Source organism: Streptomyces sp. BE20, from assembly GCF_036322525.1.
Taxonomy (GTDB): Bacteria; Actinomycetota; Actinomycetes; order Streptomycetales; family Streptomycetaceae; genus Kitasatospora.
The window spans coordinates 94,750-119,606 of record NZ_JAQYWW010001113.1; the positions used below are offsets into that span (position 1 = coordinate 94,750).

Below are 24,857 nucleotides of genomic sequence, written 5' to 3' on the forward strand. Positions count from 1 at the left end.
CGGTCCCGGCGCCGGTCCGGCCCCTTCAGGCCGTGATGTCCCGCGCGGTGAACCGGGACCACGCGGCCGAACCGAACACCGCCACGTAGCCGGCCTGCAGCCCGAGGTTCTTCAGCACGCCGTCCCAGTACATCGGCTCCCGCAGCAGGTCGCCGAAGGTGAGCCAGTGGTGGGTGAAGAGAAACGGCTGGATCGCGTGCAGCTGCGGGAAGCTGTCCAGGATCTGCACGGTGATCACCAGTCCGACGGTCGCCGCCATCGCCGCGATGCCGCTGCCGGTGAGCGTCGAGACGAACAGCCCGATCGCGACCAGCCCGGCCAGCGAGGCGGCCACCACGGCCGCCACCAGGACCGCCCGCAGCAGTGCGGAGCCCAGGCCGATCGTCTCCCCGGAGATCAGCGTGACGTCGCCGACCGGGAACAGCGCCGCCCCGGTGGCCACGGCCGCGAGCGCCACCGTCACGGTGGCCGCCAGGCAGAAGACCAGTCCGGCGGTGAACTTGGCGGCCAGCAGCCGGGTCCGCCCGGCCGGGGCGACCAGCAGGTAACGCAGGGTGCCGGTGGCGGACTCACCGGCCACCGAGTCCCCGGCGACCACGCCGACCGTCATCGGCAGGAAGACCGGCAGGGCCACGGCGAGCGCCGTGAACACCAGGAACAGCCCGTTCTGGGTGACCTGCGCGATGAAGGCCGGACCCTCGCCGCCGCGCGGCCCGTCCGTCTCGATCCTGACGACCGTGCCGATCAGGATCGGCAGCACCGCCAGGATCCCCAGCAGCACGATGGTCCGCACCCGGCGGAAGGTCAGCACCAGCTCGCTGCGGAACAGCGCCAGGAACCCGGCCGCCGTCTGCGGCCGCCGCCCGGGCGCCGGTCGCACCGCAGCTGCCGCGACACCGGACACCGCAGTCCCCGGAGCCGGGGCCCCGGACGGCACAGCCGCTGCCTTCTCCGGCACCTCAGCCCGCGACATCGAAGCCCTCCCCGGTCAGCGCCACGAAGGCGTCCTCCAACGTGCCCCGCTCCACCCCGAAACCGTGCACCCGCACCTCGGCCGCGACGAGCGCCGCGCAGAGACCGGGCAGCGCGTCCTCGGCCAGGGTGCCCAGCTCGCCGTCGACCCGTTCCTCGCCGACCTGCACGCCGGCGACCTCGTGCGCGAGCAGCACCTCGGCCGCCCGGTGGGTGTCCGGGGTCCGGACCACCAGCCGGCCCCGGGCCCGGGCGGCGAGTTCGGCGACGGTGCCCTGCACCACCAGCCGGCCGCGCGACATCACCGCCGCGTGCGTGCAGACCTGCTCGATCTCGTCCAGCAGGTGGGAGGAGAGGAAGACGGTCGTCCCCTCCGCCGCGACCTCCCGGATCAGCGCGCGGATCTCCCGCATGCCCTGCGGGTCCAGGCCGTTGGTCGGTTCGTCCAGGACGAGCAGCTCGCGCGGCTGGAGCAGGGCGGCCGCCAGGCCGAGCCGCTGCTTCATGCCCAGGGAGTAGGCCCGGGCCTTCTTGCCGGCGGCGGCGGTCAGACCGACCCGGTCCAGCGCCTCGGTCACCCGCTGCGCACGGGTCCGCGGGTCGGCGGTCGGATCGGCCGCGTCGAACCGGGCCAGGTTGTCCCGGCCGGAGAGGAAGCCGTAGAGCGCCGGCCCCTCGATCAGCGCGCCGACCCGGGGGAGCACGGTGGAGACCGACTGCGGCATCGACTCGCCGAGCACGGTCGCCACGCCGGAGCTGGGGGAGATCAGGCCCATCAGCATCCGGATGGTGGTGGTCTTGCCGGAGCCGTTGGGTCCGAGGAAGCCGAAGACCGACCCCCGGGGGACGGTCAGGTCCAGCCCGTCCACGGCGAGCTGGCCGCCACGGAACCGCTTGGTCAGCCCCCTGGCTCTGATCACGTCGTCGGAGGACGGGGGAGACGCGGAGGGCGTGGACGTCGTCGATGTCGCGGAGGGCGAAGCGGCAACGGGGGCCGGGCGCGTCGTCGCGCCCCGGCCCCCGGCCGGCTCCGTAACGTCCCCCGTTACCGGAGCCTGGGTCACTTACTTCACCCCGGCCGCACTCTGCAGCACCGGCAGGGTCACCGCGCCCGCGAAGACCCGGCCGTCGTCGGTGACCAGCACGTTCAGCACCTTGGTGCTGATCAGCGAGCCCCCGGCGACGGGCTTGCCGAGCGACTTGACCAGCGCCAGCGGGTTCTGCGCCTTGCCCTCGCCGGCACCCGGCCCGCGCCCGCCCTTGCCGCGCGGGCCCCTGCCCTCGGCCGGGACGAACACGTCGCCGCTGGGCAGCGCGGCGGAGAGCACCGCGGTCCAGCCCTCGCCGACCACGTTCAGGCCCTCCGCGGCGGCCTTCGCCCCGGGCGGGACCTCGGCCTTCGCGTCCGCGCCCGTCCGCTCCTCCGACGCCTTCCTCTCCGTCACCTTGGCGCCCTTGGGCACGGTGAACTCGAAGGTCTTGGCGGCGGGCCTGGCGAACGACACGTCGGTGAAGTGGACGTCCAGCACGGTGCTGCCGTCGGAGCCCCTGACCACCACGGCCAGCGGGACGCCGTTGTCGGCGGCCACCGCGATCCGCACCTCGCCGATGGTCGAGCCGGGCTGGGTGGGCTTCACGCTCAGCTGGTACGCCTTCTGCCCGGCCACGCTCGCGGTGCCGTCCACGGCCACGGCGGTGGTGCCCGCGCTCGCGGTGAGAAACAGCCGGGCCGCCTCCTGCGGGGTGGTCGGCGCCCCGGTCAGCGGCGTCCTGGCCTCGTGGCCGGCTCCCGGCCGCCCGGCCGGGCCGTCGGACCGGACCCCGCTCAGGTGGACCGCCTCGTTGGTGGCGCTGTCCCAGGCCCAGGCCTGGTCGCCGTTGCGGACCAGCTCGTACCCGGAGAGGTGCTCCAGGAGGCCGATCCGCTGCTTGTCCGGACCGTCGACCGCGACCCGCAGCGTGTGCTCACCGCCCAGCAGACCGGTCAGCTTGGACTCCGGAGAGGCCCCCGACGACTTGCCGCCACCGGGGCCGCCCGAGCCGATCCCGCCGGCCGCGGCGCCGAGCAGCTGGCTCGGCACGCCCAGGTCGGCCGAGACCGACACGGTGCCGGAGAGCGTCTCGGCCTGCGAGCCGAGGGCCTTCGCCACCACCTGTTCCGCCGTCAGCGTCGGAAGGTCCGGGGGCGAGGAGTCCGCCAGCGCCGGCCCCAGCCCCACACCGGCGGCGATCGTGGCGGCCACCGCCAGCGGAACCGCCACCCTGATCATCGTCCGGCGGCCCGACCGGTACGGCACGCCCTCCCGGAGCCCGTCCTGGAAGTCGTCCCGGAACCCGTCCGCCGAACCACCCACCGCGGTCGTCCTGTCGTCCGTCATCGCGTCCAACCCCTCCGTCAGTGACCGACTGTCCCTGTGTCTCCATTAGACGTCCCCGGACCGTTTCCGTCATCGCCCTGCAGGGCCAGATCCGGGTCGGTCTCGCGGCGCAGCCGACCCTGACAGCACCTCAGGGTCGGCTCCTCCGAACGTACGAGGAACGTGCGGGAACTGGCGTAGGGTCGCGAGCATGGACGCAACCAACATCCCGACCGCCAACGCGATGCGGCGAGCCCTGCGGCGGGCCCGGGACGGTGTCGCGCTCGACGCGACCGAGGCGGCGGTACTCCTCCGGGCCAGGGGCGAGGACCTGCGCGACCTCTGTGCGAGCGCCGCCCGGGTGCGCGACGCGGGCCTCGAAGCGACCGGCCGCCCCGGCGTCATCACCTACTCCAAGAGCGTGTTCATCCCGCTCACCCGGCTCTGCCGGGACAAGTGCCACTACTGCACCTTCGTGACCGTCCCCGGAAAGCTCCGCCGGGCCGGCCACGGGATGTTCATGTCCCCGGACGAGGTGCTGGAGGTCGCCCGCCGGGGCGCCGAGCTCGGGTGCAAGGAAGCGCTGATCACCCTCGGCGACAAGCCCGAGGACCGCTGGCCGGAGGCCCGCGAGTGGCTCGACGCGCACGGCTACGACGACACCATCGCCTACGTCCGCGCGATGTCGATCCGCATCCTGGAGGAGACCGGCCTGCTCCCGCACCTCAACCCCGGGGTGCTGAGCTGGACCGACTTCCAGCGGCTCAAGCCGGTCTCGGCCTCGATGGGCATGATGCTGGAGACCACCGCCACCCGGCTCTGGAGCGAGCCCGGCGGCCCGCACCACGGTTCGCCCGACAAGGAGCCGGCCGTCCGGCTGCGGGTGCTGGAGGACGCGGGCCGCAGCTCGGTGCCGTTCACCAGCGGCCTGCTGATCGGCATCGGCGAGACGTACGAGGAGCGCGCCGAGTCGCTGTTCGCGCTGCGCCGCGTCTCCCGGGCCTACCACGGCATCCAGGAGCTGATCCTGCAGAACTTCCGCGCCAAGCCGGACACCGCGATGCGCGGGATGCCGGACGCGGAGCTGGACGAGCTGGTCGCCACCGTCGCGGTGGCCCGGCACATCATGGGCCCGTCCGCCTGCCTCCAGGCCCCGCCGAACCTGGTGGACGGCGAGTACGAGCGGCTGATCGGCGCCGGCATCGACGACTGGGGCGGCGTCTCGCCGCTGACCCCCGACCACGTCAACCCCGAGCGTCCCTGGCCCCAGATCGAGAAGCTCGCCGAGCACGCGGCGGCGGCCGGCTTCGAGCTGCGCGAGCGCCTCGCCGTCTACCCCGAGTACGTGCGGCACGGCGAGCCCTGGCTCGACCCCCGGGTGCTGCCGCACGTCCGGGCGCTGGCCGACCCGGACACCGGCCTGGCCCGCCCGGACGCGGTGGTCACCGGGCTTCCCTGGCAGGAGCCGGAGGACCTGCCGGAGTCGTACGGGCGCACCGACCTGCACACCGCCGTCGACAGGGAGGGCCGGACCGGCGACCGCCGGGCCGACTTCGAGGACGTCTACGGCGACTGGGAGGTACTGCGCGAGCAGGCGGCCTCCGTCCCCGGGCCGGCCGGGGCGCCGGAGCGCCTCGACGCCGACGTCCGGGCGGCCCTCGCGGTGGCCGCCGACGACCCGACCGGGCTGACGGACGCGCAGGCGCTGGCCCTGTTCCACGCGGACGGCCCGGCGCTGGACGCGCTCTGCCGGATCGCCGACGCGGTGCGCCGCGACACGGTCGGGGACGAGGTCACCTACTGCGTCACCCGGAACATCAACTTCACCAACGTCTGCTACACCGGCTGCCGGTTCTGCGCCTTCGCCCAGCGCCGCACCGACGCGGACGCGTACAGCCTCTCGCTGGACCAGGTGGCCGACCGGGCCGCCCAGGCCTGGGAGGTGGGCGCCACCGAGGTCTGCATGCAGGGCGGCATCCACCCGGACCTGCCCGGCACCGCCTACTTCGACATCGCGCGCGCGGTGAAGGAACGGGTCCCCGGCATCCACGTGCACGCGTTCTCGCCGATGGAGGTGGTCAACGGCGCCACCCGGACCGGCCTCTCGATCCGCGACTGGCTGCAGCGGGCCCAGGAGTCCGGTCTGGACACCATCCCGGGCACGGCCGCCGAGATCCTGGACGACGAGGTCCGCTGGGTGCTCACCAAGGGCAAGCTGCCGGCCGCGACCTGGGTGGAGGTCGTCAGCACCGCGCACGAGCTGGGGATCCGCTCCTCGTCCACGATGATGTACGGGCACGTGGACACCCCGGCGCACTGGCTCGGCCACCTGCGGCTGCTCGCCGGGATCCAGCAGCGGACCGGCGGCTTCACCGAGTTCGTGACGCTGCCGTTCATCCACACCAACGCCCCGGTCTACCTGGCCGGCATCGCGCGGCCGGGCCCCACCGCCCGGGACAACCGGGCGGTGGTCGCGATGGCCCGGCTGCTGCTCCACCCGCACATCCCCAACATCCAGACCAGCTGGGTGAAGCTGGGCGCGGAGGGCGCGGCCGAGATGCTCCGCTCGGGCGCCAACGACCTTGGCGGCACGCTGATGGAGGAGACCATCTCGCGGATGGCCGGCTCGGCGTACGGCAGCTACAAGTCGGTCCGGGACCTCCAGGCGATCGCCGAGGCGGTCGGCCGCCCGCACCGGCAGCGCACCACGACCTACGGCGAGGTGCCGGCCGAGCGGCGGGCCGCCGCGCTCGCCTCGGACGGGCACCTTCCCGAGCTGCTGCCGCTGGTGGACTGACGGCCGAACCGTCCGGGCCCGTCCGGCCCGCCGTCCGCCTCGCGTCGGGCGGCGGGCATTCTCGGACAGCTGGACAGCCGGACGGGCGGACGGGCGGACGGCCGGACGGGCCTCGGGGCCGGAGGCTCGGGGGCCGGCCTCAGCCGACGAGAAGCTGGCTGCGCAGGTCGCGCAGGTCCCGCTGGTCCAGGCCGAGGCCGGACTTCAGGTAGCCGTCGAAGGAGCCGAACCGCTGCCGCACCTCGTCGAAGCCGGCGTTCAGGTACTCGGGCCGGACGTCCAGCAGCGGCTTGTAGACCGCCTGGTAGGCGGGCGGCAGCTGGGCCAGGGTGGCGGCGATCTCCGCGGCCCGGTAGGCGTTGCTGGCGAGGTAGTCGGCCTCGACCGTCTCGCGCGGCACGCCGAGTGCGGTGAGCAGGGCGGCGGAGGCCCAGCCGGTGCGGTCCTTGCCGGCGGTGCAGTGGAACAGGATGCCCTCGTCGTCACGCTCCACCAGGGAGTCGAGCACCGATCGGTAGGCGGTCCGGGCACTGTCGGCGGAGACCATGGTGCGCTCGGCGTCCACCATCGCCTGGACGGCGGCCTGCGGGGTGGTGACGTTGAACGCGCCGGTGTCGGCGGCGCCGAGCACGTTGGCGGAGACGGCGGTGGCACCGGCGGGGAGCCGGTCCGGGGCGGCCTTCTGCTCGGCCGGGGTCCGCAGGTCGAAGACGGTGCGGATGCCGAGGCGGCGGAGCTTGGCGAGGTCCTGGTCGGTGAGCCTGGAGAGGTCGCCGGAGCGGTAGACCACGCCCGTCCGCACCCAGCGGCCGTCGGTGGTGCGGTAGCCGCCCGCGTCGCGGAAGTTGGGTGCGGAGGCGAGGTGCAGCGAGCGGTCGGCGATCACCAGCGGGGCGCCGCGGTCGGGGACGAGCTCGAAGTACCAGCGGTCGGCGGCAGGCAGGCCGGTGACCGTCACGGTCGCGCTGCCGGCGCCCCCGGCGACGGGCCTGCGGTGGCGGATGTCCTCCGGGTCGGTGCCGGCGTAGACGGTGACGCCGCGGGCGCCGGGGGCGGTCCAGGTGAGGCTGAAGCTCCCGTCGGCCTGCTGGGTGGCGGTGGCGGCGGTGAACGGGACGGCGCGGGCGGCGTGGTGGGCGGCGGCCGGGGCGGGGGAGCCGGCCGGCGCGGCCGCGGCGAGCGCCGGGGTGCCGAGCGTCAGTGCGCAGGTCAGGGCGACGGCCGCGGTCAGGCGGGTGCGGGAGATGGTCATGGCCCGGGACGGTAGGCAGCCCGGGGTGGCGGTCCGTGGACGAGGCATGGCGGACCGGCGACATCGGGTGGAAGTGCTGGTGTTCCAGGGAGGCCCGCGACCCGTTCGGGCCTTCGAATACAGTGCGAGGGCGCGCGACCGGCCGTGCGTCGCGCGGTCCGCCCGCTTTCGTACGAAAGGCGCCCGTCGTGATGCCACTGTGGTCACGCGCACAGCAACAGGACTTCCGCAGCCGGGTGCGGGGCTGTCTGCTCGGCGGGGCGATCGGGGACGCGCTCGGCGCCGGCATCGAGTTCGACTCGCTGGAGAAGATCCGCGCCGCGCACGGCCCGCGCGGTGTGACCGGCTACGTCCCCGCGTACGGGCGGTTGGGGGCGGTCACCGACGACACCCAGATGGTGCTGTTCACCGTCGACGGCCTGATCCGCGCCCACATCCGCCGGGACACCGGCAGCTGGCACCCGCCCACCGACGTCCACCGCGCCTATCTGCGCTGGGCCGCCACCCAACGGGACTGGGGACCGGACGAACGCCGGTCCGACCTCGGCTGGCTCGGCCGGGAGGAGTGGCTGTACGCGCAGCGGGCGCCCGGGCAGGCCTGCCTGTCCGGACTCTCCGGGGTGGACGCCGACCGGCTGGGCACCCTGGAGTCGCCGAAGAACCCGCACTCCAAGGGGTGCGGCACGGTGATGCGGGCGGCGCCGTTCGGGCTGCTCACCACCTGGGAGCCGGGGCTGGTGTTCCAGCTGGCGGTGGAGTGCTCGGTGCTGACCCACGGCCACCCCACCGGCTACCTCTCGGCGGGTGCGCTGGCGGTGATCGTCCAGACCGTGGCCCGGGGCGGCACCCTGGAGGAGGGGGTGCACCTGGCGCTCGCCCTGCTCTCGGAGCGGCCGGCGCACGAGGAGACGACGGCCGCGCTGCGGGCGGCACTGGACGCGGTGCGGGCCGGGGAGCCGTCCGCCGAGCGGGTGGAGGCGCTGGGGGAGGGCTGGGTCGCCGAGGAGGCGCTGGCGATCGGGGTGTACTGCGCGCTGGTCGCGCACGACGTCCGGTCCGGGCTGCTGCTGGCGGTGAACCACTCGGGGGACAGCGACTCCACCGGCGCGATCTGCGGCAACCTGCTGGGAGTGCTGCACGGTGACACCGCGCTGCCGCCCGGCCTGGTGGTGGGCCTGGAGGGGCGGGGGGCGCTGCTGGAGCTGGCGGACGACTTCGTCCTGGAACTCCTGCACGGGCCCGAACTGCACAGCGCACGGACCCCGGAGGGCGAGGCCTGGTCGGCCCGCTACCCGGTGCTCGGCTGAGGCCGTCGGGCGGCGGGGCCGTCGCGCGACCGGGCCGTCGCGCGGCGGGGTCCGGTCTTGACGGGTGCATGGCTCCGGACGCCCAGATGCCCGTAGCGGTGTCCGCCGCCCGGGAGAGGGCGGCGGACACCGCTACGGGCACCTGGGCCGAGAAGCGGTGCGACGCGAGGTCAGAACCCGCCGAACACCCCGGCTCCGGCCTCGGTGGCGAAGACGTTCCAGGCCTCGGCGGAGAAACGCAGTTGCGGACCTTCGGGATCCTTGGAATCCCGGACCGCCACCGCGTCGGCGGCGGGCACCCTGATCTCCACACAGGCGCCGTTGCCGCCGCTGTGACTGCTCTTGTACCAGGTCGTCCCGTTCTCGAAGGTGGTGCTCATCCGTGGTATCCCTCTTCAATCGTGGCTATCAGCGACCGGCTCTCCGTCACCCCGAGCGCGGCTGCCCGCAGGTGGTCGTAGAGACTGGTATAGCGGCGCACGTCGGCTTCCTTCTCCAGGTAGAGATCGCTCGTCACCCCTTCGAAGTAGACAACCGTGGAATCGGCTGACTCGGGGAACTCCAGCAGGGAGAATGTCCCGGTCATGCCGGGGTGGGCGCCGTGCGCGAACGGGATGACCTGGATGGTGATGTTGGGGCGCTGGCTCAGTTCCAGCATGTGCTTCAACTGGTCGGCCATCACGTCGCGGCTGCCGACCTCCCGGCGCAGCACCGCCTCGTCTATGACGGTCCAGAGGCTGCCCAGCTGGTTCTCGCCCTGGACGCGGTCCTGGCGCTTCATCCGGACCTGGACCCTGCGCTGGACGGAGAGCGCGTCGGTGTCCGGCTGGGTGCCCTCGACCACGGCCTGCGCGTACTGCTCGGTCTGCAGCAGCCCGGGGACGAAGGAGGACTCGTACGCCCGGATCGAGGAGGCCTCGGCCTCCAGCCCGATGTACACGCTGTAGGGGGTCGGCATGTCGTTGAAGTCGTGCCACCAGCCGCGCTGCCGGGACTCCCGGGCCATCTCCATCAGGCTGGCCCGCATCGCCTCGTCGGTGACGTTGTAGACGTCGCAGAGGTCACGGACGTCCCGCTGGCTGATGGAGCGGCGGCCGTTCTCCAGTCGGCTGATCTTCGACTGGGAGACCATCAGCCGGCCGGCGACCTCCTCGGCCGTCATGCTGAGGCCCTCGCGGAGCTTGCGCAGTTCCGAACCGAGGCGTCGACGGCGCACCGTGGGATTGATGTTCGCGGACACGTCGGCCTCCGGTCGGACTTCTGGTGATCGTTGGAACGGCAGTCCTCGGAACACTGTGGAAATCGGGATCAACCCCCCTGACGTTGTGCAGCATGTCACCTTGGATCAGGTCGGCGCCGGGTTATCACAGGAGCGCAGTAGAACAGATCATCGGAAAAGCGCTTCGGTGAGACAACGGACACCCCGGAGTGGTAATGCGACTCCGCGGCCCGTTCCGGTGGTGCTGCGACGGCGGTGCGGACATCGTGCGGACGCGGCGCGGGGCCGCGCAAGTGCGGGTGGCACGTGCGGGGGCGGTATGCGGCCGAGGTGCGGACGACGTTCTGCGGGGGATCGGGCCGGGCCGAGTGGGGTCGGACCGCCCGTGGGGACGGCGGAGGGGCGGTCGCCGGCGACTTCCGTCGCGGGCGACCGCCCCTTCTCACTGCTGGTTGCTCGGCGCCGCCGTGCGGCGCGAGCGATGCGGCGAGCGCCGCTCTGCGCGCGGGTGAGTTCCCTGCGCGCGGGTGGTTCGCGTGCCGGTCCGGCAACCGGTCCTACCCGGCCGGCCGGACCTGCCCCGTCGGGTCAGCGGACGCCGACGCGAGGGGCCGCGACCCGTCCGCCGGACCCGCGTGCGGGCGCCGAGCGTGGGGCCGGACGGCCGTTGCTCGCGGCCGGGGCCGCGCCGCCGCTCTGGGCGGAACGGTTCTGCTGGCTCGGCAGGCCGTTCTGCACGTCCATCACGGCGTGCGCGACCATCCCGCCCAGCGGGTCGTACCGGATCAGGTCGCGCAGCCGGGACCGTGACGACCGGCCCTCGTTGCCCGGGTAGAGGTGCTTGCCCAGACCCACCGAGTGCGCCAGCGCGGCGAGCGCCGCGGTCCGCGGGTCCGGCGGCACGCCGGTGCGGATCGCGGTGTCCAACCGCTGCTTGATCGCAGCGTTGGTGCAGTCGTCGGACGCCTGATAGCGCGTCGTCGGCAGCACCCCGCACACCTGGCCCGGCACGGCCGTGACCATGCCGCACCGTTCGAGGTGCGCCAGATAGGTCTGCCGGAGCCCCAGTCGGGGCCCGCCGATCCAGTGCGCGGCGCGGACCGGACTGCCACGTCGCCGCAACAGCTCCAGCGCGTGGTCGAGTGTCGGGTCACCGGTGGGCCGTGGCAGTACCACGGCGATGCGGTCTCCCTCCGGAACGATCCGTCCGGCCAGGGACAGCTCGACGAGCTGGGCCCCGGCGAGTCCGAGGTCGAGGGTCTGCGGCTGCGCAGTGGTGCCCGTGGCCGGGTCCAAAGCGAGCAGCAAGAGTTCCTCGGGAATAGTTCTGCGGCTCTTGCCCATCCAAGCCTCCCCGCGTGGATGGGAAACAGCGTGACGCCTCTCACACGGGCTTGTCGAGTACGCCTCCGAATCGTGACCTTGCGATCGAGCGGGGGAACCGGCCGTGGCGGGCCCGGCGTCTGACCGTTGAACAGGCCGCAGTGCGGCCGCGCCACGGCAATAACCGCCGGTCGGGCGGGGTGTGGGCGACCGCAAACGGTCGCCGGTGGCGGAGACTGTACAGGTACACGGGGCGGGGTACCGGCTTCCCGAAATCGGGTCTGCCGGTGCCCCGCCGGGCGTTGAGGAGGCTGGGTTACGTGGGCGAGTCCCCCGACAGGGTGCTGCGGGACGGCGAGCGGGCGCGGGAGCGGGACGGGGAACGGACCGCTGCCGCCGCGGCCTCCGAGGAGGTTGCCGCGGAGGCGGTCGGTGCCGGCGGAGGCGCCGCCGCCGGGTCGGCCGCGGCCGGCTCCGCACCCGAGTCCGGCGAGCCCGCGACCGCGTCCGGATCCGCGTCGGGATCCGAGTCCGCGTCCGGCTCCGACGCCGTGACCGCTTCCGAGTCCGGGCCGGTTTCCGGGGCCGGGTCGGCGGCTGGGTCGGCGGCTGGGTCCGAGGCAGGGTCGGCCGGTGCGGAGCGCTCCGGTGCCACCGCCTCCGGCGCGTCGGGCGCGCCCCGGGGCGGCACCACCGCCCACCTCCGTGTCCGGGATGCGGACATCCGGACGACGATGCTGCGCCTGCCGTCGGACAAGGCGACCACCTCCCTGCGACTGCCCGCCGACGACGCGACCACCGCCCTGCGACTCCCCGCCGACGAGGCCACGACCGCGTTGCGCCTGCCGGAGGAGCTGGTGGAACCCCTCGGGGCCGGTGGCGTGCGGGGCGGGGACGGGCCGGCGAAGCGCCCGGCCGCCGCCGACCCCCGTCTCGCCATGCGGACGGACGGCGGGGGTGCCGCCGGGGCCGCGACCGCCGGCTCCTCGACCGCCGGCCCCACCGGGGCCGCCACCGCCGGAGCCGCCCCGGACACCGGCAGGCCCGAGCGGACGGACCGGCCCGAGCAGACGGAGAAGACGGAGCAGACGGAGAAGTTCGAGAAGCCGGACCACGCGGAGCGGACCCGGGCCCTTCGGGCCTTCCGCGCCCCCGCGGCCCCCGGTGCGGGCACCGTCCCCGCGCCGCCGGCGCCGCGCCCGCTGCCCGAGCCCGAGCCGACCCCCGACCCGGAACCGCTGCCCCGGCCCGCACCCGTACCCCCCGCACCGGAGCCCGGGCCCACCCCGGCCCCCGAACCGCTGCCCACCCCCGACCGCCGGCCGGTGCCGCCCGCGCCGCCGCTGCCGGAGCCCGAACCGCTCCCCGCCCCGGAGCCCGTTCCCGCCCCGGAGCCGTCCCCGGAGTCGACCTCCGAGGCGATGGAGGTCCTGGCCGCACTCAGCGCCCGCCCGGTCTCACCGCTGCGCCGCGCCCTCAAGCGGATCACCATCTGGACCCTGTTCCTGGCCGTCGTCCTCGGCGCGGCGGTGACCGCCCAGCTGCTCCGCCCGCTGCCGGACGGCAAGGTGCGGCTCACCGCCCCGGGCGGCTTCACCTTCGCCGGTGACCGGCTCGACCTGGCCTGGCCGGCCAAGGGCCAGTCGGCCGCCGAGGTGGTCGGCGTCGGCAGCCTGGGCAGCTCCGGTCAGGAGACGCCCGCCTCGATCGCCAGCGTCACCAAGGTCATGAACGCCTACCTGATCCTCCAGTCGCACCCGCTCAAGAAGGGCGAGAGCGGGCCGAAGATCACCGTCGACAAGCAGGCGGCCCAGGAGTCCGGCAACGTCGACGAGTCCCGCGCCACCCTGGTCGAGGGCCAGCAGATCAGCCAGTACCAGGCACTGGAACTGCTGATGCTGCCGTCGGCCAACAACGTGGCCCGGCTGCTGGCCCGCTGGGACGCCGGTTCGGAGGAGGCGTTCGTCAGGAAGATGAACGACACCGCCGCCAGGTTCGGCATGACCAACACGACCTACACCGACCCGGCCGGATTCAGCCCGGACACCAAGAGCACCGCCAAGGACCAGCTGAAGCTGGCCGGCCAGGTCATGCAGGACGAGATCTTCCGGCAGATCGTCTCGACCCCGGACACCACCTTCAACAACCAGAAGATCTCCAACACCAACACCCTGATCTCCCCCAAGAACGGCATCATCGGGGTCAAGACCGGCTCCAGCACCCCGGCCGGCGGCTGCCTGATGTGGGCCGCCTACAAGGAGGTCGGCGGGGTGCGCCGGCTGATCCTCGGCGTCACCCTCGGCCAGCCGGCGACCACCGCCGAGCCCAGCATCCTCAAGATGGTCCAGAACGTCAGCGCCAAGCAGATCCAGGCCGCCCAGAACGGGCTGACCGGACAGAGCCTCGCCAAGCAGGGCGAGGTGGTCGGCCGGGTCGAGGACGGGCTCGGCGGCACCGTCCCGGTCGTCGCGGGCAAGGACCTCACCGTGGCCGGCTTCCCCGGCATCACCGCGACCCTCGTGCTGGACGCGGTGAAGGTCGGCCACACCGCCAGGGCGGGCGACAAGGTCGGCGTGCTGCGCTCGGGCGAGGGCGACAACCGGATCGAGGTCCCGGTCGTGCTCCAGTCCGACCTGAACCCGCCGTCCATCGCCTCCCGGCTCACCCGCGCCCTCTGAGCGACACCCCGGGCGGAGCGGCAGGCACCCGCTCCGCCCGGGGCTCAGAACCGTGCGCCGCCCCAGCGGCCGGGTTCGGTCCGCGAACCCAACAGCCCCGCGACCGACTCCTCCTCGGACACCACCCGGCCCAGCGCGATCGACAGCGTCAGCCCGGCGAACATGACGATCAGCCAGGACAGCCCGGTGAAGACCACCCCGTACGGCCCGAACTGGCCGATGCTGCGCGCCATCGCGCCCGGCAGGTAGACGCGCGAGGCCACCCCGAGGCCCACCACCACCGTCCCGCAGAGCAGCGCCCCCGGCAGCAGCGGCAGCCAGCGCACCCGGGCGCCCAGCAGCAGGTGCTGCGTCCACCACCAGATCGCCGTCCCGTCCAGGAACGTCAGCGGGATCCCCAGCCAGGCCCCCAACCCGAAGCCGTCCCGGACCGGCGTCTGCAGCACCAGGGTGACCAGCCAGACCGCCAGCCAGACCAGCCAGCGCCAGGCCGCCACCCTCGTCCCCGACTTCGGCAGTTCCCAGCAGCGCTCGCAGACCCGCTGCATCGCCCGGCTCAGCGCCGTCGCCGACAACAGCGTCACCAGCGCGCCGAGCAGCCCGAACCCGGTGTCCTGCTCGTGGCCGGTCCCGAGCAACTGTTGCACCGACTGCGCCGCGTCGCCCTCCAGACCCAGCTCCTTGCGCAGCGACCGCACCACGCCCTCCCGGATCGCCGCCGGGGTGAAGACCGCCACCACGAACAGTGCCGGCAGTGCGCTCAGGAACGCCTGGGCGGCCAGCCGGGTCGCGCAGTCCAGCAGGTTGACCCGGATCAGATGGTGCAGAGCCCGGCCCACCATCGGCACGTGCTCGGGCAGTCCGCGCGCGTATCCGGTCAGCTCGGCCGACCGCGTTCTCCACCGCGCCCTCCGCCGGGCCTTCCGCCGGGTCCTCCGGCCGGTCGGCTGCTCGCTCACGGGCCCGTCCTCCCGACCTGGTCACTGCGCACCATGGTCGCCCGCCCTCCGGGAGCGCGCATCCGGGGGCGACGGGGGACACGGCGCGGGCGGCACGGCGGCGTGGCCCGGAACATCCGGCCGCGACGTGCCCGGGGGAGGGAGGGATGTGCGAGGCGGGCGAGGAGGGCCCGCGCTCCGGAGGGTACGAGCGGTGCTACGGCGTCAGCGCGTGCCGTCCAGCAGGGCCAGGGTCACCCCGCCGAGCGGCGTCACCCGGTCCGGCGGGCCGTACCGTTCGCGCAGGGCCGCCACCTGGTTGCCGGGCAGCACGGCCAGCGGATCGGCGGTGTCCCCGAGCACCAGCAGCCAGGCCCGCCGGCCGGGGCCCGTGCAGTCGGCGGGCCGCGGGCACGCCACCGGGAAGAGGTCCTCGGCCTGGGCGGCACTGCGTTCGACGAACACCGGGTACGGCTGCACCCGGTCCGGCAGGTAGTAGGAGACACCCGGTCCCACCATCGACCAGGCCTGGTCGCCGAGCGGCACGACCAGCCCGTCACCGGGACGGTAACCGGCGGCTATCAGCCCGGCCGCCGCCTGGTACGGCTCCTTCGACTGCGAGTGCGAACCCTGGTAGCGGACCAGCGACTGCCGGGGCAGGGCCACCACTCCCGCCGTCGCGACCAGCCCGAGCGCCAGCAGCAGCCCCGCCACCCGCAGCTCCCGGGGCGTCCGGGTCCGCCGGGCGACCGCCACCACCGCGCCGTACACGGCGCGGATCCCGCCGCCGGCCAGCGCCGCCCAGGCGGGCACCGTGAACAGCAGGTACCGGTCGAGGAAGTACGAGGTCGAGCCGCGCGACATCACCCAGACCGCCAGCACCGGCAGTACCGCGAGCAGCAGCAGCTGGACCGCCGGCCGCCGCCGTCCGGGCAGGGCCAGGGCCAGCAGCCCGAGCACCACGAAGACGTGGAACACCCGGGCCGAACCGAAGAGCGGCTCGCCGAAGTGCCACAGCTGGTCCAGGCTCGGCCGGGCGAGCCAGCCCAGCTGGCGCCCGGACTGCCGGTTGCCCAGCACCGCCACCGGCAGCGCGGCCAGCGCCGCGACGGCCACCGCCAGGGGGAGCCGCCACAGCAGCCGTCGCCGCGCCGCGCCCCGGCGGAGCAGGTACGGCGTCACCAGGGAGAGTTGTCCGACCAGGGTGCTCAGCGAGACCAGGTGTCCCGCCCCCGCGACCGCCATCGCCACGCAGTACGGCGCCCACCGCCGCAGCGTCGGTTCGTCCAGCGCCCGGAGCAGGAACCAGGTCGCGGCCGCGACCGCACAGGTCACCAGCGCGTAGGAGCGGGCCTCCTGCGCGTACCGGGAGACCAGTGGCACGACCGCGAAGAGCGCCCCGGCGGACATCCCCGCGACCCGGCCGCCGAACAGCCGCTCGGCGGTGAGCGCCACGAACCCGGCCGCACCGGCCATGGCCAGCACCGACGGCAGCCGCAGGGAGATCACCGAGTCGCCGAACACCGCCGTCCAGCCGTGGAGGAGCACGTAATAGGTGCCGTTGCTGGCATCGACGTGCTGCAGCATCCGCAGCAGGTCCCCGAGCGGGCGGGTGGCCGCCGTCCAGCTCGCCACCTCGTCCCGCCAGAGGTCGGGCGTGCCGAGCCGGTACCCGCCCACGACCAGCATGATCAGGGCCGGCCAGAGCCACACCGTCTGCAGCAGCCGAAGAACGGCGGGCCGGTACCGTTGTTGGTCCCCCGACGTCATGCTGGCGCGCCCCGTCCTCGCTGTGGTCCTCCCCGGTGGACGCCAATGCCCCCACCGGCACGTTTGTTCACCCAGGCTATCCGCCGCCCCTGCGGAGTGATCAGCTCGGGGGGTGATCACCGGTGGCCCCCACTCCGCACCCGGGCTCCGCCCTCCCGGCGGAGCTGACTCCCCGTCGGTCCGGCCGCCCCGCCTCGTACCGCCACCCCTCCCTCCGCCGATCCGCTAGGCTGTCAGCGGTCATCCCCGCCTCAGTAGCTCAGGGGATAGAGCACGGCTCTCCTAAAGCCGGTGTCGCAGGTTCGAATCCTGCCTGGGGCACAGCGCCGATCACGGCGGATGACGTGAGAAGGGCCGGTTCACGAGGGGATCCTCGGAGCCGGCCCTTCGTCGTCACGTGTCACCGGCCGCTCAGCGTTGCCCGGCCCGGCCCGGCCCGGCTCGGACGCGGTCCGTCCCCGCCGCCACGGTCCGGCAGTCAGGGATCCGGGCGCCGACCGACGCAGAGCGCCCGGAGCCCGACCCGACCCGGCCAGACCCGTGCCCGGAGCGGGCGGAGTGTGCGGGCGGAGGCGGCCCCGAGGGGTGTGTCAGCGGATCAGTTCGTCGGGGTGACCGCTGGGTTCCGCGGCGTCGTCGGGCAGGCCGGTAGGAGAGACGAGGACGCGCTGGACCCGGGGGCGGGTGCGCCAGTCCACCCGTCGGACGTCGCGGGCCAGCGCGCCGGGACGCGACAGCTCGATGACGACCGTCACGGCGCCGAGGACGATACCGGCGGCGAGCCAGCCGGCGAGGACGTCGCTGGGCCAGTGGACGCCGAGGGCGACCCTGGTGAAGCCGACCGCCAGCACGGTGAGGGCGGCGACCGAGCAGGCGGCGATCCGGCCGGATCGGCGGACCCGGGGCCAGAGCAGGCCGACCAGGACGGCACAGGTGATCGCGGAGGCCATCGCGTGGCCGGAGGGGAGGGCCGGGCCGCCGGCGTGCGAGACCGGCTCGGGGAACGTGGGCCGCTCGCGGCCGAACGAGAGCTTCAGGACCCACAGGCCGCCCCAGCCGATCAGGGTCTGCGCCGCCACCCAGCCGGCCAGCACCCGTGCGCCGATCAGCCAGAGCCAGACCGCGACCAGGCCGAGCACCGTCCGCATGGTGACGGTGCCGCCGATGTTGGAGAACATCTGCACCGCGGCGGTCCACACGGTGTGCTCCGTGGCGTAGTGGTGCAGGTCGCCGACCGACGCGTGGTCGAAGCGGGCGAGCGGGCGCCAGGCCGTCTGCACCAGGGCCGCCAGCACGGCGAACAGCGCGGCACAGCCGACCGCGAGAGCCGCGTGCCGGAGCAGGTGGCGATCACGCGGGGTGATGGTGGGCGAGCTGTTGGTCAGGTGCATGGCTGACACCTTCCCAGCCGGTCGTGCCGATCGAGCGCTGGACCGATAGCGATTTGGCATCTTTTGTGCGGAGGACCTGCGTGCGCCCGGGGGCGGGCGCGGCCCGTGGGAACGCGGGCGCCGGCCCGGAGGTTCACGAGAAGAGGGGCGGTGCGCGGGAGTGCGCCGCGGGTCGCGGCGAGGGCGTCGACCTGCCGCCCGCCCCGGGCCGGCCCGGTTTCAAAGTCGACACCTCAGGTGTCCGAGCGGTCACCCTCCGTCCAGTGTTGCGGTGAAATCCGGCAGGATACTGCATCGTCGGAAGAATCTGAGCGACTTGGGAATGTTGTCCGGAATCTGTTCGTTGGATCGTTACGTGTGAGGCCCCGCGGGGCCCCCGCTTCTTGCCCGCTCCGGGCAGGCAGGCAGACCTCGGCAACACCAGCAAAGGGAGCACAAGCATGGCCACCCGTGCCGTCGTTCGCGACAGGGCCGACCGGACTCGCGCGGCCCGCCCGACCAACTTCGAGGCCGACCGTGACCTGGTCGGCATGTACCTCGACGAGATCGCCAGGACGCCCCTGCTCGATGCCGCCGAGGAGGTCGAGCTCTCACTGCGGATCGAGGCCGGTGTGTACGCCCAGCACCTGCTGGAGGAGGACGAGCTCCCCGCGAGCGTGCAGCGCGACGAGCTGGAGGCGATAGCCGAGGACGCCGAGCGCGCCAAGGACGTCTTCATCCGGTCCAACCTCCGTCTCGTGGTGGCCGTCGCCCGGCGTTACCCGCGCAGCGGCCTGCCGCTCCTGGACCTCATCCAGGAGGGCAACGCGGGCCTGGTGAGGGCGGTCGAGAAGTTCGACTACGCCAAGGGTTTCAAGTTCTCCACCTACGCCACGTGGTGGATCCGGCAGGCGATCACCCGATCGATCGCCGACCAGTCGCGTACGATCCGGCTTCCCGTCCACCTGGTGGAGGAACTGGGCCGGATCCGGCGGGTGCAGCGGGAGAAGTCCAAGGAGCTGGGCCGGGAGGCCGACCCGTCCGAGATCGCGGCCGAGCTGGACACCACCGAGGCCCGGATCAAGGACGTGCTGGACTGGGCACGTGACCCGGTCAGTCTGAACATGTCGGTCGACGACGAGGGCGAGACGCAGTTCGGCGACCTCGTCGAGGACACCGGGGCGACCTCGCCGGAGGATGCCGTGATGGTCATGCTCCGCCGCGAGGAGCTGGACGATCTGATCGGGCGGTTGGACGACCGCACGGCCTCGATCATCCGGTCGCGGTACGGGATGGAGGACGGCCGGGAGCGCACGCTGACCGAGGTGGGCAAGCAGCACGGCCTGACCCGGGAGCGGATTCGCCAGATCGAGAAGCACGCGCTGGCCGAGCTGAAGAAGATCGCCGACCACGCGGGCTTCGAGGCGGCGTGACGGCCGACGGTCGGGAGAACGGGGCGTGGTGGGCCCGGTGCGGAGCGCTCCGCACCGGGCCCACGTGCGTCCGCGGCGGCGGGGCAGGGCCTTCTAGGCTGTAGGGACGGGCGGGGGATCGGCGAAGGCGGTGGACGGCATGGGTGACGGTGTGAGCGGCATGGACGGCGGAGACGCGGCGGTGGAGAAGGATCCGGCGGGCGGAGCCGTGGCGGACGGGGCGTCGGCGGACGGTCGGGAGCAGGCCCGGGGCGCCCGGGCGGGCGGCGCCGGGGCGGACCGGGCGCGGTTGGTCTTCCGGGACCCGCTGGACCAGCAGTCCCGGGACGACACCGACGCGGGCTGGGGCAGCCGCCCGGAGGCGGGGGAGAACGGTGGGCGGGGGCTGGACTGGTACCTGAGCCAGCGCCCGCCGCACCACGGCGACTGACCGGCGGCCGGGCCCGGTGCGCCTCAGAGGGTCCGGGTGACCAGGGCGTCGCGGATCTCGGTGAGCAGGAGGACCTCCTTGGCCTCGGCCTCCGCCCGGATCTCGGCCGGCGTCTTGCGCCGGGCGGCATAGGTGGTCATCGGCAGGATCAGGCAGAAGTAGACGACGGCGGCGGTGATCAGGAACTGCAGGACCGCGCTCAGCACGCTGCCCCAGAGGATGAGGATGCCGGTGGTGACCTCACCGGCCGCGGTCACCTCACAGGGCCCCTTGAGGCAGGAGCTGTAGGCCGCGAGATCCTTGGCGCCGAACACGCCGACGATCGGGTTGATCACGCCTTTGACGAAGGCGTTGACGATGTTGGTGAAAGCGGCGCCGATGACCACGGCGACGGCCAGCTCGACGACATTTCCACGCAGCAGGAATTCCTTGAAGCCTTTCATGCCGCGTGAACGACGAAGTCGAAATCCGGTTACGGGTGATCTTCCGCTCCCTCTGATGGACAACCCGTTCGGTGGACGGAGGCCGCCTCCGGCGGTGGCAGGCCCGCTCGCGCGGGGCCGAAGGTGAGTGCCACGGCCGCCGCGAGCACGAGGACGGCCAGGGCCCCTGGGCCCTGCCGGAGCGCCTGTCGGAGTCGGTGTCCGCGCCCGGCTCCGCGTCTGATCGGCGGGAACGACGGCACCGGCTGTCGTGGCGGGACGCTCGGCGCGGGCAGTGGCGGCAGCGGGAAGGGGAGCGGGCGGGAGGGGTTCCTGGTCGGCACGGGCACCACCGGTGGTCGCAGGGTGCCGGCCCCCACCGGGTCCGTTTCCGGGTGGCGGCGGGCCGGTTTCTCGTGACGCACACTCTGGGCCGTTGGCCCGGTGGTCGGAAGCCCCTTTCCCTGCCCTGTGGAAAACTCGGGCCCGGGGAGGACCGGCCTCCGCCGAACGGGTGCACTTCTGCGCCGTTCGGGGGAATTTAGAGAATCTGGGAATGCGAACGGCCCGCCGGACCCGCATATTGCGGGTCGACGGGCCGTTCGGTCGTTCTGTTTCGGCAGTCCGGCAGTCCGGGCTTCGTCGCGGAGGTCAGCCCGCTGCGGGAGCGGGGCTCGCCGCGGGCGCGGAGCCGCCCGACGAGGAGGACGACGACGAGGTCGACGTCGACGAGGAGGTCGACGAGCCGGTGCTCACCGAGCTGCTGGAGGAGGAGCGGCTGTCGGTCCGGTAGAAACCGGAGCCCTTGAAGACCACACCCACGGCGGAGAAGATCTTGCGCAGGCGCCCCTCGCAGTCGGGGCAGGTGGTCAGCGGCTCGTCGGTGAACTTCTGCACCGCCTCCAGGCCGTTGCCGCACTCGGTGCACTGGTACTGGTACGTGGGCACTTGTCTTCCTCCTGGCACTCTCGCCTGATGAGTGCTAACGATGGTCAATGATGCGGCATTCCGCTGGATCAGTCCAGCGACTCGGGTGTGAGATGAGTCCGGCCCGTCGGCGGGACGCCGTCCCGCGCCGCCCGGTGATCAGCCCTTGGCGGCGCCCACCAGCTGCGGAGCGGCGCCCGCGCCCGTGCCCGGACCGGGTGCGGCGCCCGCGTCGGCGGTTGCCGCGCTCCCGGTCCCCGGCGCGACCAGCAGCCCCCGCAGGGAGACCAGCGCGGCCAGGCCCAGCCCGGCGCCGGCCACCGGCACCAGGAACCCGGCCGACGGGCCGCTCCCGTCGACCAGCTGCCCGGCGACCATGGACCCGACCGCCAGGCCCAGCCCGATGGCGCCGGTCAGCCAGGTGAACGCCTCGGTCTTGGCGCCGTCCTCGACCAGCGTCTCGACCAGCGTGTAGCCGGTGATCAGGGTCGGTGCGATGGCGAGACCGCAGAACAGGCCGGCGACGGCCAGCGAGACCAGGTTGGGCATCGCCCAGAGCGTCGAGCAGCCGATGACCAGGAGGGCGTAGCTCGCGAGCATCCGGTGCCGGGCGGCGTGCCGCCAGGCGATCATGCCGTACAGCACGCCGGCCAGCATCGACCCACCGGCGAAGATCCCGTACACGGTGCCGCTGGCCCCGGGCTGTCCGGCCGACTCGGTGAACGCGGCGACGGAGACCTGCATCGCGCCGAAGACGGTGCCGACGCCCAGGAACGCGCCGGCCAGCAGCCGGACGCCGGGGGAGGCGAGGGCGGAGACCCGGCGGGCGCCCGGAACGGCCGGGTGCAGCGCGGGCGCGGTGCGTCGCTGGGCGGCGAAGGCGAGCCCGCCGACGACGGTCAGCGTGGCCTCGACGATCAGTCCGGAGGCCGGGTTGACCGTGGTGGCGATGGCGGAGGCCAGCACCGGGCCGATCACGAAGGTGAACTCGTCGGTCACGGACTCGAAGGCGAAGGCGGTGTTCAGCTTGGCCGGGGGCGTGCCCTCCGCCGACAGCCTGGCCACCCAGCGGGCCCGGACCATCGCGCCGATCTGCGGCACGGAGGCGCCGGCCGCCGCGGCGGCGAGGAAGAGGCTCCAGACCGGCGCGTGGCCGAGTGCCAGGGCGATCAGCGCACCGACCGAGACGGCGTGCACCACGACGGTCGGCACCAGGACGGCGGCCTGGCCGAGGCGGTCGGCCAGCCGGCCGGTCTGCGGCCCGACCAGGGCCTGGGCGACGGCCGAGACGGCGGCGGCGGTGCCGGCGGTGCCGTAGGAGCCGTGGGTGTCGCGGATCAGCAGCAGGATGCCGAGGCTGAGCATCGCGTAGGGGAGCCGGGCGGCGAAGGCGGGGACGAGGAACGTCCACACGCCGGGGGTGCGCAGCAGCGCGCCGTACCCGACCCGGGTGGGGGCGGCGTCGGCGCGGTCCCCGGGCGCGGCGGGCAGGTCGTGCCCGGGCATGGTGTCGTCGACCGTTCGGCGGGCCGTCACGGTCGGTCCTTCCTACTGCCTGGTAGCGCGGCAGGGTATGAAAAAGCCCCGACGGCGCCGAGAGTCGTCCTCTCGCGCGTCGACCGGGGTAGATACCGGGCCGGCCGCGGGGTCGCCGAGGGCCGGACCGCGGCCGCCGAACGGTCGCGCCAACTCTGCATCAGGCAGATGCTGGGTGTGTCATTCCGAGTAGCTATACGCGCGTAGATGGCGCGCTTACCTCCACAATACAGGGCTCGTCCAAAACTGTCCTGTCGATCGAAGGTGAACGCCGGCCGAACACCCCACGGCGTCGGTCGGGCCGGCGTCACCGGGCGGAGCCACCCGCCCCGGCTCCCGGCCCCCGGCGCCCGGCGCTCATGAGCCCGGGGGCTCACTCCCGCCCGTACAGCCACCCGGCGAGCTTGCCGCCACGGTCCACGGCCCGCAGTCGCCGCTCCGCCGCCTCGCTCACCTCGTCGGTGGTCACCACCAGCAGCTCGTCCCCGCCGCGCAGCACCGTGTCCTTGTCCGGCACGAAGCTGTTGCCCTCGCGGACGACCAGGGTCACCGCCGCGCCGGCCGGCAGCCGCAGTTCGCCGATCTCCACGCCGGACATCCGGGAGTTCGGCGTCAGCGCCACCGACAGCAGGTGGCCGTGCAGCTTCTCCAGCGGCGCCGACTCGATGCCGAGGTCCTGGCCCATCGAGCCCTCGCCGATCCGCAGCCACTTGGCGACCCAGGGCAGGGTCGGCCCCTGGAGCAGGGTGAAGACCACGACCAGGATGAAGACGATGTTGAAGACCTCCTGGGCCATCGGCGCGCCGGCGACCAGGGGGATGGTGGCGAGCACGATCGGCACCGCCCCGCGCAGGCCGGCCCAGCTCAGCAGGGCCTGTTCACGGACCGGCAGCCGGAACGGCGTGAGGGTGGTCACCACCGAGAGCGGCCGGGCCACGAAGACCAGCACCGCGCCGATCACCAGCGCCGGCACCACGGCCGAGCCCATCGTCTCGGGGGTGCAGAGCAGGCCGAGCAGCACGAACATCCCGATCTGCCCGATCCAGGCCAGGCCGTCGGCGAAGCCGCGGACGGCGGGTCCGTGCGGCAGCTTGGCGTTGCCCAGGATGACGGCGCTGACGTAGACGGCGAGGAAGCCGGAACCGTGCAGCATCGCGCCGCCGGCGTAGGCGAGCACGGTGAGCGCCATGACGGCGATCGGGTAGAGCCCGGAGGACGGCAGGGCGACGTGCTTGATCCCGTAGGCGCCGACCTTGCCGACCGCCAGGCCGACCGCGAGGCCGATCGCGAGTTCGGCGAGGATGGTGCCGACCAGGACGTACCAGGAGTCCAGTTCCCCGGTGGTGGCGAAGGCGACGACCAGGATCACGACGGGCGCGTCGTTGAAGCCGGACTCGGCCTCCAGCAGGCCGGTCAGCCGGTGCGGCAGCGGGACCATCCGCAGGACGGAGAAGACGGCCGCGGCGTCGGTCGAGGAGACGATCGCGCCGAGCAGCAGCGAGGTCCGCCAGTCGAGGCCGACCAGCCAGTGCGCGCCGGCGGCGGTGACGAAGACGCTGACGCCGACGCCGACGGTGGCGAGCACGGTGGCGGCCGGCATCATCGGCCGGACCTCGCGCCAGTTGGTCTTGAGGCCGCCCTCGGCGAGGATCACCACCAGGGCGGCGTAGCCGAGCACCTGGGTGAGCTCGGCGTTGTTGAACGTGATGCCGAGCCCGTTCTGGCCGAGTGCCACGCCGATGCCGAGGTAGATCAGCAGGCTGGGCAGCCCGGATTTGGTCGAGATGCGCACGGCGACCACCGCGACCAGCAGGATCACGGAGAATTCGAGGAGCAGCTGGTTCAGGTGGTCGACATTCACGCAGGGGCACCTCGGGCTGGCAGGGGCGGACGGGGTGTCTGGTGGCGGTGAGGCCGGGAGCGCTCGATCGACAGGGGCGGGGGCGGCCGGCGCCGATTACTCCCCTTGCGGATCGTTACGCAGTCTAACATTTTGCCATATCTTTAGGTTTCCCGGCTGTGCGGCCCGTCACCTCGGGTTCTGACCTCCTCCGATTCCACCGTGAGCGTCCCCCGTGCACGCCCGCCAGCCGAGTCGGCCTAATGTGGTGCCCTGTCACGGCCCC

19 protein-coding genes and 1 tRNA gene are annotated in these 24,857 nt (G+C 73.5%); 6 read left to right on the forward strand and 14 right to left on the reverse strand.

Going from position 1 to position 24,857, the window contains the following annotated elements; all coding sequences use genetic code 11:
- Positions 1 to 25 precede the first annotated feature (25 nt).
- The 3 genes from PUR61_RS33690 to PUR61_RS33700 all read right to left on the reverse strand — a co-directional run bounded on the left by PUR61_RS33690 (position 26) and on the right by PUR61_RS33700 (position 3,350).
- On the reverse strand, positions 26 to 973 hold the full coding sequence (locus PUR61_RS33690; RefSeq protein WP_443035285.1) for an ABC transporter permease: 948 nt from the start codon (positions 971 to 973) through the stop codon (positions 26 to 28).
- Entirely contained in the window at positions 960 to 1,892 is a 933-nt protein-coding gene (locus PUR61_RS33695) for an ABC transporter ATP-binding protein (protein ID WP_329883312.1), read from the reverse strand. The genes PUR61_RS33690 and PUR61_RS33695 overlap by 14 nt, the downstream gene beginning before the upstream one ends.
- Positions 1,893 to 2,036: 144 nt before the next feature.
- Positions 2,037 to 3,350: a LolA family protein gene (locus tag PUR61_RS33700; protein WP_329883313.1), complete on the reverse strand. Its 1,314-nt coding sequence runs from the start codon at positions 3,348 to 3,350 to the stop codon at positions 2,037 to 2,039.
- A 190-nt stretch (positions 3,351 to 3,540) separates the two neighbouring features.
- Between PUR61_RS33700 and PUR61_RS33705 the strand changes: the two genes are divergently transcribed.
- Entirely contained in the window at positions 3,541 to 6,126 is a 2,586-nt protein-coding gene (locus PUR61_RS33705) for a bifunctional FO biosynthesis protein CofGH (RefSeq protein WP_329883314.1), read from the forward strand.
- A gap of 139 nt (positions 6,127 to 6,265) precedes the next feature.
- Here PUR61_RS33705 and PUR61_RS33710 read toward each other — a convergent pair whose 3' ends face one another.
- Complete coding sequence (locus tag PUR61_RS33710; protein ID WP_329883315.1) at positions 6,266 to 7,378, reverse strand: tyrosine-protein phosphatase; 1,113 nt, start codon at positions 7,376 to 7,378, stop codon at positions 6,266 to 6,268.
- Positions 7,379 to 7,569: 191 nt separating this feature from the next.
- Between PUR61_RS33710 and PUR61_RS33715 the strand changes: the two genes are divergently transcribed.
- Positions 7,570 to 8,685, forward strand: a complete 1,116-nt coding sequence (locus PUR61_RS33715; protein WP_329883316.1) for an ADP-ribosylglycohydrolase family protein — start codon at positions 7,570 to 7,572, stop codon at positions 8,683 to 8,685.
- Between the two features lie 170 nt (positions 8,686 to 8,855).
- Here PUR61_RS33715 and PUR61_RS33720 read toward each other — a convergent pair whose 3' ends face one another.
- From PUR61_RS33720 to PUR61_RS33730, 3 genes are all read right to left on the reverse strand, one after another.
- Positions 8,856 to 9,065, reverse strand: coding sequence for a DUF397 domain-containing protein (locus tag PUR61_RS33720; RefSeq protein WP_329883317.1), 210 nt, complete (start codon positions 9,063 to 9,065; stop codon positions 8,856 to 8,858).
- The gene (locus tag PUR61_RS33725) at positions 9,062 to 9,925 is read right to left on the reverse strand and encodes a helix-turn-helix domain-containing protein (protein ID WP_329883318.1); all 864 of its coding nucleotides are present in this window, start codon (positions 9,923 to 9,925) and stop codon (positions 9,062 to 9,064) included. Before PUR61_RS33725 ends, PUR61_RS33720 begins: the two co-directional genes overlap by 4 nt.
- Before the next feature lie 567 nt (positions 9,926 to 10,492).
- Entirely contained in the window at positions 10,493 to 11,248 is a 756-nt protein-coding gene (locus PUR61_RS33730) for a GOLPH3/VPS74 family protein (protein WP_329883319.1), read from the reverse strand.
- Between the two features lie 299 nt (positions 11,249 to 11,547).
- Here PUR61_RS33730 and PUR61_RS33735 point away from each other — a divergent pair, with 299 nt between their 5' ends.
- On the forward strand, positions 11,548 to 13,905 hold the full coding sequence (locus tag PUR61_RS33735) for a D-alanyl-D-alanine carboxypeptidase (RefSeq protein WP_329883320.1): 2,358 nt from the start codon (positions 11,548 to 11,550) through the stop codon (positions 13,903 to 13,905).
- 44 nt (positions 13,906 to 13,949) lie between these two features.
- Here the strand turns inward: PUR61_RS33735 and PUR61_RS33740 are convergent, their stop codons facing one another.
- Positions 13,950 to 14,864 carry a YhjD/YihY/BrkB family envelope integrity protein gene (locus PUR61_RS33740; RefSeq protein WP_329883321.1) on the reverse strand — a complete coding sequence of 305 codons (915 nt, stop codon included), beginning with the start codon at positions 14,862 to 14,864 and terminating at the stop codon, positions 13,950 to 13,952.
- A gap of 204 nt (positions 14,865 to 15,068) precedes the next feature.
- Positions 15,069 to 16,613: a glycosyltransferase family 39 protein gene (locus PUR61_RS33745; protein WP_329883322.1), complete on the reverse strand. Its 1,545-nt coding sequence runs from the start codon at positions 16,611 to 16,613 to the stop codon at positions 15,069 to 15,071.
- Between the two features lie 248 nt (positions 16,614 to 16,861).
- On the opposite strand from PUR61_RS33745, the gene PUR61_RS33750 reads away from it, so the two are divergent.
- A tRNA-Arg gene (locus PUR61_RS33750) sits at positions 16,862 to 16,934 on the forward strand.
- A gap of 269 nt (positions 16,935 to 17,203) precedes the next feature.
- Here the strand turns inward: PUR61_RS33750 and PUR61_RS33755 are convergent.
- On the reverse strand, positions 17,204 to 18,004 hold the full coding sequence (locus PUR61_RS33755; protein ID WP_329883323.1) for a phosphatase PAP2 family protein: 801 nt from the start codon (positions 18,002 to 18,004) through the stop codon (positions 17,204 to 17,206).
- 440 nt (positions 18,005 to 18,444) lie between these two features.
- Between PUR61_RS33755 and PUR61_RS33760 the strand changes: the two genes are divergently transcribed.
- The gene (locus tag PUR61_RS33760; protein WP_329883324.1) at positions 18,445 to 19,416 is read left to right on the forward strand and encodes a sigma-70 family RNA polymerase sigma factor; all 972 of its coding nucleotides are present in this window, start codon (positions 18,445 to 18,447) and stop codon (positions 19,414 to 19,416) included.
- Positions 19,417 to 19,555: 139 nt separating this feature from the next.
- Positions 19,556 to 19,846 carry a hypothetical protein gene (locus PUR61_RS33765; protein WP_329883325.1) on the forward strand — a complete coding sequence of 97 codons (291 nt, stop codon included), beginning with the start codon at positions 19,556 to 19,558 and terminating at the stop codon, positions 19,844 to 19,846.
- A gap of 23 nt (positions 19,847 to 19,869) precedes the next feature.
- On the opposite strand, the gene mscL is transcribed toward PUR61_RS33765, so the two are convergent.
- From mscL to PUR61_RS33785, 4 genes are all read right to left on the reverse strand, one after another.
- The gene (gene mscL, locus PUR61_RS33770; protein WP_329883326.1) at positions 19,870 to 20,289 is read right to left on the reverse strand and encodes a large conductance mechanosensitive channel protein MscL; all 420 of its coding nucleotides are present in this window, start codon (positions 20,287 to 20,289) and stop codon (positions 19,870 to 19,872) included.
- 630 nt (positions 20,290 to 20,919) lie between these two features.
- Entirely contained in the window at positions 20,920 to 21,216 is a 297-nt protein-coding gene (locus PUR61_RS33775) for an FmdB family zinc ribbon protein (RefSeq protein ID WP_329883327.1), read from the reverse strand.
- Positions 21,217 to 21,354: 138 nt separating this feature from the next.
- Complete coding sequence (locus PUR61_RS33780) at positions 21,355 to 22,701, reverse strand: MFS transporter (RefSeq protein WP_329883370.1); 1,347 nt, start codon at positions 22,699 to 22,701, stop codon at positions 21,355 to 21,357.
- A gap of 403 nt (positions 22,702 to 23,104) precedes the next feature.
- Entirely contained in the window at positions 23,105 to 24,592 is a 1,488-nt protein-coding gene (locus tag PUR61_RS33785) for a potassium/proton antiporter (protein ID WP_329883328.1), read from the reverse strand.
- Positions 24,593 to 24,857 lie beyond the last annotated feature (265 nt).